The sequence below is a fragment of the Buttiauxella noackiae genome (assembly GCF_000737905.1).
Taxonomy (GTDB): domain Bacteria; phylum Pseudomonadota; class Gammaproteobacteria; order Enterobacterales; family Enterobacteriaceae; genus Buttiauxella; species Buttiauxella noackiae.
In genome coordinates this window covers 1-9,919 of the sequence record NZ_JPRU01000012.1, presented here as the reverse complement: position 1 = coordinate 9,919, position 9,919 = coordinate 1, and the positions used below count along the sequence as shown (strand labels likewise).

At 39.5% G+C, this 9,919-nt stretch carries 10 protein-coding genes; all 10 read left to right on the top strand.

All coding sequences use genetic code 11. From position 1 onward, the window contains the following. Positions 1 to 137 precede the first annotated feature (137 nt). Positions 138 to 950 (top strand): sugar phosphate isomerase/epimerase family protein, encoded by an 813-nt coding sequence (locus tag IX31_RS22005; RefSeq protein ID WP_034461836.1) that lies wholly within the window; start codon positions 138 to 140, stop codon positions 948 to 950. Between the two features lie 15 nt (positions 951 to 965). Continuing rightward, entirely contained in the window at positions 966 to 1,322 is a 357-nt protein-coding gene (locus IX31_RS22000) for a DMT family transporter (protein ID WP_034461835.1), read from the top strand. Between the two features lie 17 nt (positions 1,323 to 1,339). Continuing rightward, positions 1,340 to 2,128, top strand: coding sequence for a glycosyltransferase family 2 protein (locus IX31_RS21995; protein WP_034461834.1), 789 nt, complete (start codon positions 1,340 to 1,342; stop codon positions 2,126 to 2,128). Between the two features lie 99 nt (positions 2,129 to 2,227). After that, a complete protein-coding gene (locus IX31_RS21990; RefSeq protein WP_034461833.1) occupies positions 2,228 to 4,162 on the top strand; it encodes a hypothetical protein in 1,935 nt (644 codons plus the stop codon). Positions 4,163 to 4,417: 255 nt separating this feature from the next. Next, complete coding sequence (gene gndA / locus IX31_RS21985; protein WP_034461832.1) at positions 4,418 to 5,827, top strand: NADP-dependent phosphogluconate dehydrogenase; 1,410 nt, start codon at positions 4,418 to 4,420, stop codon at positions 5,825 to 5,827. 237 nt (positions 5,828 to 6,064) lie between these two features. Continuing rightward, complete coding sequence (locus IX31_RS23455) at positions 6,065 to 6,235, top strand: hypothetical protein (protein WP_157837391.1); 171 nt, start codon at positions 6,065 to 6,067, stop codon at positions 6,233 to 6,235. A 34-nt stretch (positions 6,236 to 6,269) separates the two neighbouring features. After that, positions 6,270 to 7,421, top strand: coding sequence for an FAD-dependent oxidoreductase (locus IX31_RS21980; RefSeq protein ID WP_241767217.1), 1,152 nt, complete (start codon positions 6,270 to 6,272; stop codon positions 7,419 to 7,421). Continuing rightward, positions 7,381 to 8,454 carry a glycosyltransferase family protein gene (locus IX31_RS21975; RefSeq protein ID WP_241767216.1) on the top strand — a complete coding sequence of 358 codons (1,074 nt, stop codon included), beginning with the start codon at positions 7,381 to 7,383 and terminating at the stop codon, positions 8,452 to 8,454. The genes IX31_RS21980 and IX31_RS21975 overlap by 41 nt, the downstream gene beginning before the upstream one ends. Positions 8,455 to 8,468: 14 nt before the next feature. Beyond that, the gene (locus IX31_RS21970; RefSeq protein ID WP_034461831.1) at positions 8,469 to 9,254 is read left to right on the top strand and encodes an NAD-dependent epimerase/dehydratase family protein; all 786 of its coding nucleotides are present in this window, start codon (positions 8,469 to 8,471) and stop codon (positions 9,252 to 9,254) included. Further along, on the top strand, positions 9,251 to 9,919 hold a 669-nt coding region (locus IX31_RS21965; protein WP_034461829.1), incomplete at its 3' end, for a sugar phosphate isomerase/epimerase family protein. The genes IX31_RS21970 and IX31_RS21965, both read left to right, overlap by 4 nt.

The following is a 9,919-nucleotide window of genomic DNA, read 5'->3' as shown; positions in this document are numbered from 1 at the left end:
GTTTCATATGACATGCGTAGTATATATGGAGCGTTATTAGGAGGGAGAGAGCATTATCAGTACTCCGCGAGAGAAACAATACAGGCAGTTAGGCATTATGCGCAGTCAGAGCCTAAAAAAAGTCAAGGCGATAAAAAATGAGGATCTCTATCTCCAATCTTGCCTGGGACATTAATGAAGATGTTGAAGTAGTGTCGCTTCTTAAAGAGTATGCTATTGATGCTATTGATATAGCGCCTGGAAAGTATTTTCCTGAACCTGATAAAGCGACTTTAGTAGATATAAGAGCGGTTAAAACCTGGTGGCATAATCAAGGCATCGATATTATAGGTATGCAGTCTCTCCTGTTTGGTACGGTCGGTTTAAATGTCTTTAGTTCTGAGATGGTGCAACAAATGCTATTACGTCATTTGACTCATATCTGCCGCATCGGATCTGAACTGGGAGCAACTCGTCTGGTATTTGGTTCGCCGAAAAATCGTGACTGTACAGGGCTTTCTGCTACGGAAATTAAAAGTAAATCGCAAGTTTTTTTTCGTAAGTTAGGGGATATCGCGGCTGATAATGGAGTTATTATTAGCCTGGAACCTAACCCGATCATTTATGGTGCCAATTTTATGACGTCTAGTAATGAAACTTACAACGTCGTCAAAGAAATAGCCCATTCCAATATTAAAATGCAGCTTGATACTGGCGCGATGATAATCAATCACGAAAATATTACTGAAGTAGTTGAGCAGGTGAGGGATGTAATCGGTCATATACATCTCAGCGAAGCGCACCTTTCTCCAGTGGGTGATAGCTACGCAGGGCATGCTGCATTCGCTGATGTTTTAAAAAACTATTTTGGTGGCTATCCTGCTACGATCGAAATGCTGGCCACGCCAAATGAGCCGCATTTGGCGTCCATTCGTCGCGCACTTTCGCATGTTACGTCCCTTTATAATTAAGCAGGTACTCACACCTTGAAATGGTTTATACTTATTCTAGGCATCGCTTGTAATGCCTCCGCCAGTGTTTTAATTAAAATGGCAATGATTCCGCCACGAAAATTTCCTTCTTTAACAGATCCTCTGGTTTCTTTAACTAACTGGCCTTTTTGGTTAGGATTAGCACTTTATGGTGGTGCTTTCTTATTATACGCTGCTGCGTTAGCAGTATTTCCACTCAATATTGCTCATCCCGTACTCACCACTGGAGCCGTTGCAGCAGTTGCAATTTTATCCGTAATTGTATTTAAAGAAACATTTTACTGGACTACGATATTGGGTGTTACATTTGTCATTGTCGGTGTTGCATTGATTACTTTAAAAGCTACCTAACAAACGGGAATTAAACTATGAACAATAAAATTAATTGGGAAATACCTGGTTATAACCTTACATTTTGGACTGAGAAAAAATATGATGCTTGCATCATTATTCCAGTTATAAATGAAGGAAATCGTATTATCAATTTGCTGAAAAAAATGAATGATCGGGATATTCACAAGATTGCGGATATTATAATTGTTGATGGTGGCAGTACAGATGGTTCCCTTGATATTGAAAAATTAAGAATGCTCAATGTTTCTGGGTTATTACTTAAAACAGGTGCTGGAAAATTAAGCGCACAACTGCGTTGTGGTTATTCCTTTGTATTAGATAAGGATTACAAGAATATCATCACAATTGATGGTAATAATAAAGATGACCCTGTTGCTATACCTCAATTTATTGATGCTCTTGGCAACGGATATGACTTTGTTCAGGCATCTCGTTTTATTAGTGGTGGCGTTGCAATCAATACACCGAAATCCAGGGATTTCGCCATTAAGTGGATTCATGCTCCTTTACTTAGTATTGCTTCTGGGTTTCGCTGGACTGATACAACTCAAGGTTTTCGTGCCTATAGTAGTAAATTATTATTAGATGACCGTATTTCACCATTTCGGGATATTTTTGTCACATATGAATTATTAGCATATCTTTCTTATATTTCACCGAAACTAGGTTTTCGTTGTATTGAAGTTCCTACGTCAAGAATTTATCCCGAAGGAGATATTCCTACAAAAATTAGCAGTTTTAAGGGTAATTTATCTGTTTTCTTTATATTAATTAAAGCCTGTACAGGGCGCTATAATCCATAATTTGGTTATCCTTAACGTTTGCTAATCTATATTTTATTTGTAGAATATATGAATATTCATGTAATAGAAAAATAAATTTAATACCGCCCGGAAATTATAATGTTCAATTTTCTGTATGTTAATTTACCAAAAAAGAAAGATGCTAGAATTTTGATGCTTTCAAAGTTTGCATTGTATTTTGTTTTTGCAATGTTTTGTGTTTTTTTTATTCGATATCAATATTTTCTTCTTGGATATATTAATTGGGGGGATGAAGCTGAAACTGTAGTAACAGTTAAAATGATGGCTTCTGGGATGAAATTATATTCTGAAATATTTAATCATCACGGACCGCTAACTTTTCTACCTGGATTATTAGTAGAACATTTCGTAAGTATTGATATTAGAGGGCATCGAATATTAATAGCTTTATTTCAGATATTTGCTTTTGTAGCGCTATGTAGATCACCTGTTCTAACTTCCAACTTGCAGAGAATGGTTGTTTTTGTATGCTGTGCTATTATTGTTCTTGTATGTTTCCCAGATGGTTTTGGACATACTTATCAATACCAAACTCTTGCAGGAATAATGCTTGTTATTATTCTCGCACTATATGTACTTCCTGCCCTTCTGAACCCAGAAAAATTAACTGGCACTAATGTTGTATTGGGCAGTTTTTTATTATCATCTCTGCCTTTTCTTGCCATTACTTATCTTCCTGTTGCCGGGCTTCTCTATGTAGCTGCTCTACGAGCCAATTTTTCAAAGCATTTAGTCATAGGGACCCTTTTGGCTGTTGTTACCAATTTGTTTTTTTTAGGATATTTTGGTTCATTCGCTGGATTTTTGGCGTTTCATATATATCTAAATGCAGAAATACTTCCCGAATATACAGGTTTGCAACCGGGATGGATGTTAATTATAACTGCTATCCAAGCCTTAACCTCCGATTTTTCTCATCTTTTTGCTCTTTTTATTATTTTAAATGGTGCATTCAGTCTTAGTAAAGCCGAAACAAAATTCCCATGGAGAACATCTTTAATTATCGTAGGTCTTTGCAGTTTGCTCATTCGTGGCCCTGGTTTTCATGGAATGCCATTTTTTTATACTGCGCTAAGCTTTATTCCATTTATTTTCACTACTGTTGATGATAAGGTTCGAAGCCATATCTATATTTTTATAGGCTTCGTCCTGATTTGTATTATTAAATTATCACTTCTCCTTCCTGGGGATAAGCTAAAATTAACCTCAATCCCCACTGCAACAGATAAATCACAATCAGAATTCTCTATTTTAGTTAAAGAGTTTACCAAAAAAAATGATAGAATAATCTCTTATTCCTTTCAAACACAGCAGTATATTGTTTCTGACAGATTACCTGCGTCAGGCTATTTCTTTTATTTGCCTTGGCAGGCCAAGTATAATGAAAATCCGAAATTTGGAGTTTCTATAGACCCATGCAAACAGATTACTGAAGCTAGACCTAAAGTTATGCTTCTTGATAAATGGCTGGTATGGGGTAGGTATCCATGGGAAAGTTATGCGGGCTGTATTCAAAAAATTGCTGATAAAAACTACTTGCAAGTCCCAGGTAAACCTTTTTATCTTAGAAAAGATTTGTTTGCAACGAATGATTATTTTCTAAGTAATGACCGTATAAAAAAACCAAGCCCTGCCCTTCAAAAAGGTGGATTTATTCCTTTAATATTGAAGGATCGTCTTGTACATTCATCTCATACTAAAAAAATAGTTGGGATGGGAGTTCTTTTTGGCACGTATATGCGTACCAACTCCGGCATGGCACGGTTAGTATTAAATACAGATGATGGGAATTCTGTTAATCTGGATTTTTCATTGAGCCAGTTGTTGGATAATCGATATAAGTACTTTAGCTTGGATGAAGGTGTATATGTTGGTGGGGAAATCAAATCTATTACTGGTGACGGTGTTAGCACATGGGAAAGTAAGGGCACAAAACCTGAAACTTTGACATGTTTAAAATATTATTATTCTGATGGCACTATTGATTTAACTCCTGGGTGCCCCATAATATAATTTTGTTCTTGCCCACTTTAGATAGTGGGCTTCCTCAAGAATTTTGTTTATGTGTTCCCAGATGTTTTTATGTTTAATTGTTTTTTCTTTAATTAATGAGTTTTATTAAAATTTCTTATTATTTAATTTGATTGTGCAGTAATTATTGAACATAATATGGAAAATCGCTTTCATGGCTTTATCAGATTAAATTAGGATAGGTTTTATATTTCAAACCGCATTTGCCGCGGTTACAACACTTGGCAGGAGTATGTAATGTCCAAACAGCAGATCGGCGTCGTTGGTATGGCAGTAATGGGGCGCAACCTTGCGCTGAACATCGAAAGCCGCGGCTATACCGTTTCCGTGTTCAACCGTTCTGGAGATAAGACTGAAGAAGTTATCGCAGAGAATCCGGGCAAGAAGCTGGTTCCTTACTATACGGTACAGGAGTTTGTAGAATCTCTCGAAACTCCGCGCCGTATCCTGTTGATGGTCAAGGCCGGTGAGGCCACGGACAAAACCATTGATTCTCTCAAGCCATACCTTGMGAGGGGCGATATCCTGATTGATGGTGGTAACACCTTCTTCCKGGATACAATTCGCCGTAACCGTGAGCTTTCTGCCGAAGGTTTCAACTTCATTGGTACCGGTGTTTCTGGTGGTGAAGAAGGCGCATTGAAAGGGCCTTCCATCATGCCTGGCGGTCAGAAAGAAGCTTACGAACTGGTTGCACCAATTCTTAAGCAGATCGCAGCAGTTGCTGAAGACGGTGAGCCATGTGTTACCTACATTGGTGCTGATGGTGCTGGTCACTATGTAAAAATGGTTCACAACGGTATCGAATACGGTGATATGCAATTGATTGCTGAAGCCTATTCACTGCTTAAAAATGGCCTGAATCTGTCCAATGAAGAGTTGGCAACAACCTTTACTGACTGGAACAAAGGCGAACTAAGCAGCTACCTGATTGACATCACCAAAGACATCTTCACAAAAAAAGATGAAGATGGTAACTACCTGGTTGATGTAATTCTTGATGAAGCAGCGAACAAAGGCACTGGCAAGTGGACTAGCCAGAGCTCGCTGGACTTGGGTGAACCACTGTCTCTGATTACCGAATCTGTGTTCGCTCGTTATATCTCTTCCTTGAAAGAGCAGCGTGTTGCCGCTTCTAAAGTGCTGAGTGGCCCGYATGCAAAACCATTTGCTGGCGATAAAACTGATTTTGCCGAGAAAGTGCGCCGTGCATTGTACCTGGGCAAGATTGTTTCTTACGCTCAGGGTTTCTCCCAGCTACGTTCAGCATCTGAAGAGAATAACTGGGATCTCAACTACGGAGAGATTGCTAAGATTTTCYGTGCTGGTTGCATTATCCGTGCTCAGTTCCTGCAAAAAATCACCGATGCATATGCAGAGAACCCAGCAATTGCGAACTTGCTGCTGGCGCCGTACTTCAAGAAAATTGCTGACGAMTACCAGCAGGCACTGCGTGATGTGGTTTCTTACGCTGTGCAAAATGGTATTCCAACGCCAACCTTYTCTGCWGCTATCTCTTACTACGACAGCTACCGTTCAGCGGTACTGCCTGCCAACCTGATTCAGGCGCAGCGTGACTACTTTGGTGCGCATACTTATAAGCGTATTGACAAAGAAGGTGTATTCCATACTGAGTGGATGGAATAAGCTTTTTTCATAACATAAATTTCTCAATTGAACGGCCCTTTGAGGGCCGTTTTTTTGCCGTTGTAGTGAATCATTGTGACAGACTCGTCGCATGGCACATCAGCGCTACTGGTGTGGCGTATGTAGCTCGTCCCCAATCGGTCTAAAGTGCATCCTTAGCCAATATGGTTTCGGCAAGCAGTTTCTTGATCATCGCTAAACGACTTGTCATAAAATTCAAGTAAAGTAAAATGCTTAGTGGTTGAAGTGGTTGAAGTGGTTGAAGTGGTTGAAGTGGTTGAAGTGGTTGAAGTGGTTGAAGTGGTTGAAGTGGTTGAAGTGGTTGAAGTGGTTGAAGTGGAATTGGCCATATGGGTAAAAATTCACCATAGTCAAGAAGCCGTCGTTTGGCTATGGAGGCTGAAATAGCTCAATAACAATCAACTAAGCTGTGCTAACTCAATTGGAAACATTATCAAATAGAGGCATTGATGAAATTTTGCAAAAAAATATAATCATTGTAGGTGGCGGTTTTTTTGGAATGTACCTCGCTGAACAATTTTCTATTTTAGGCCATAGCGTTAAACTTTTTGAAAAAGAAAATAACTATATGTCGCGTGCGTCTTATAACAATCAGGCACGAGTACATAATGGTTACCATTATCCAAGAAGCATCTTAACGGCTTTACGTTCGCGAATTTCATTTCCTAGATTTGTGAATGAATTTAGAGACTGTGTAGATTCAAATTTTGATAAACATTATTTAATCAGCGAATTGCTGGGTAAAGTATCTGTCCGTCAGTTCCGTATGTTTTGTGATCGCATTGGGGCTGATTGTGATTATGCACCGGCGAAAATTCAGAATATGGTTAATCCGAAAATGATTGATGCATGTTTTACCGTAAAGGAGTTTGCATTCGATGCATTTAAACTTCGTGACATTATGCTGCAGAGACTGGACAGTTCACGCGCTGAGTATCATTGCGGGTTCTCAGTTGAAAAAATTGAAAAGGTAAATCAAGGCATTATAGCGCACGTTAGAGATGTCAGCACTGACGAAATACAAGAACACTATGCCGATCATGTGTTTAATTGTACCTATTCTCACCTGAATTACCTGCTTGACAACTCAGGGATTGAGCTTATCTCGCTTAAGCATGAAATGACGGAAATGTGCTTGGTTGATGTTCCAGAAGAATGTAAGAACTCTGGATTTACCGTTATGTGTGGACCATTTTTCTCTGTCATGCCGTTCCCTTCTGTAGGACTACACTCATTCAGTCATGTCCGCTATACGCCTCATTATGAGTGGTGCGACAGGCCTGGCGAAAAATATCAGGACTCACATGAAAAATTTGATAAGGATACAAAAACCAGCGCTTGGCTCTATATGGTCAAAGATGCCGCTCGTTATATGCCTATCCTCAATGAATGCCGTTATGAAAGATCCTTATGGGAAGTCAAAACTTTGCTGCCGCGTAGTGAAATTGATGATTCTAGGCCTATTCTTTTCAGGCCGAATCATGGAATGCAAGGTTTCCACTGTATTATGGGCGGTAAGATAGATAACGTATATGATGCTTTTGACGCTATCAAAAAGATTAACATCATTTAAAAATAAAAAAGTGGCTACGCAAGTGAAAAGTGAATCGTTTGTTTCTGTTGTTTTAAAGACTCTCACCCCTTCAAATGATCTAACAAAGAAATTACTTGAAGTACAGGCATTACTCGATGTCAACTTTACCGATTACGAAATTTTGATTGTCTCAAAAGGGCCTTATCGAGACGTGTCAAGAACATTGGCTATTGATCACATTTTGAAGACTATACCCAGCGTACGCTTTCTCCAGCTTTCGGGTTGTGTTCATGATGATGTGGTTTGGGCTACAGGCCTTGAGAATGCAATTGGTGATTTTGTCGTTCTTTATGATCACTTGACTGACCCAGTTGACTTGATCCATAACGCAGTGGAAGAGTGTAAATCAGGTTACGACGTTGTTATTGGGGTATCGAATCAATCACTATCGTATGCATATCAATTACTCCGTAATACCTCATCACGTATTTTAAAAGCCATTGATTATCATATTCCCAAAAATTCCACTCACTTCCGTTGCCTTAGTCGCCGTGCGGTGAATGCTGTAACCAGCACAGGCCGTTTTCATCATCAGTTCTATCTTCGAATTCAGAAAACAGGTTATCCAGCTAGTGAACTGGTTTACTTGCCTTTGAGTGAAACCCAAGTTAATAAATCAATTGCTTATGGTTTTCGTAATTTAGTCCGCCTGATGGTATTCAACTCCTCGCGTCCATTGCGCTGGATGTCGGTCGTTGGCACCATCGGTAGCCTGAGTGCGTTGTTATTCGCCGCCTACAGCATCGTTGTCAATTTTATAAATGGGCACGTTGTTGAAGGTTGGACTACGACGATTTTGTTTATGTCAGTTCTATTTATGTTGCAATTCATTATGTTGGCTTTCTTTGGTGAATATCTGAGTCGATTGCTAGATGAACGTAACGAACAGGCTGCTTACTCCGTCGTTTTTGAGAAAAATAGTTCAGTCATGGTGAATCAGGACCGTATTAACGTATTAAATGATGCCACTGCCGAAAAGTCCAATTTGGTGCAGACTGGACGCGATCGCTAAAGCTAGGAGAGATCATGACTAAAGCTTTAATTGGATATACCGGGTTTGTAGGATCAACGCTGTTAAAACAAACTCAGTTTGATGAGTTTTATCGCTCCACCAATATCAACGACATAAAAGGCAAAAAATTCGACGTTGTGGTTTGTGCTGGCGCGCCGGCACAAAAATGGATCGCTAATGCCGATCCCGAGCAGGATAGAAAAAAAATCGATTCTCTGATCGCCTGTATCGATAGCATTGAGTGTAAAACCTTCATTTTAATCAGCACAGTTGATGTCTTTAAAAGCCCATTAAACGTTGATGAAAATACAACGATTGATGTACAAGGTCTGCATGCTTATGGTCTCAATCGTTACCGCCTGGAGCAGTTTGTTGAAAAAAGGTTTTCTCATCATATCATTGTAAGATTACCGGGTCTTGTCGGCCCTGGACTACGTAAAAACATTATCTTTGATTTCTTGAATGATAATAATGTTGACAAAATTGAAAGTCGAAGTGTTTTCCAGTTTTACCCGATGGTAAATCTTTGGTCTGATATCAATAACGCGCTTAAAAATAATATTAGCCTTATTCATCTGACTGCGGAACCTGTTTCTGTTGGCCAAATCGCGAGTGACGGATTTGGTTTCACTTTTTCCACTCAGCAGGCCACTACTCCAGTTTCATATGACATGCGTAGTATATATGGAGCGTTATTAGGAGGGAGAGAGCATTATCAGTACTCCGCGAGAGAAACAATACAGGCAGTTAGGCATTATGCGCAGTCAGAGCCTAAAAAAAGTCAAGGCGATAAAAAATGAGGATCTCTATCTCCAATCTTGCCTGGGACATTAATGAAGATGTTGAAGTAGTGTCGCTTCTTAAAGAGTATGCTATTGATGCTATTGATATAGCGCCTGGAAAGTATTTTCCTGAACCTGATAAAGCGACTTTAGTAGATATAAGAGCGGTTAAAACCTGGTGGCATAATCAAGGCATCGATATTATAGGTATGCAGTCTCTCCTGTTTGGTACGGTCGGTTTAAATGTCTTTAGTTCTGAGATGGTGCAACAAATGCTATTACGTCATTTGACTCATATCTGCCGCATCGGATCTGAACTGGGAGCAACTCGTCTGGTATTTGGTTCGCCGAAAAATCGTGACTGTACAGGGCTTTCTGCTACGGAAATTAAAAGTAAATCGCAAGTTTTTTTTCGTAAGTTAGGGGATATCGCGGCTGATAATGGAGTTATTATTAGCCTGGAACCTAACCCGATCATTTATGGTGCCAATTTTATGACGTCTAGTAATGAAACTTACAACGTCGTCAAAGAAATAGCCCATTCCAATATTAAAATGCAGCTTGATACTGGCGCGATGATAATCAATCACGAAAATATTACTGAAGTAGTTGAGCAGGTGAGGGATGTAATCGGTCATATACATCTCAGCGAAGCGCACCTTTCTCCAGTGGGTGATAGCTAC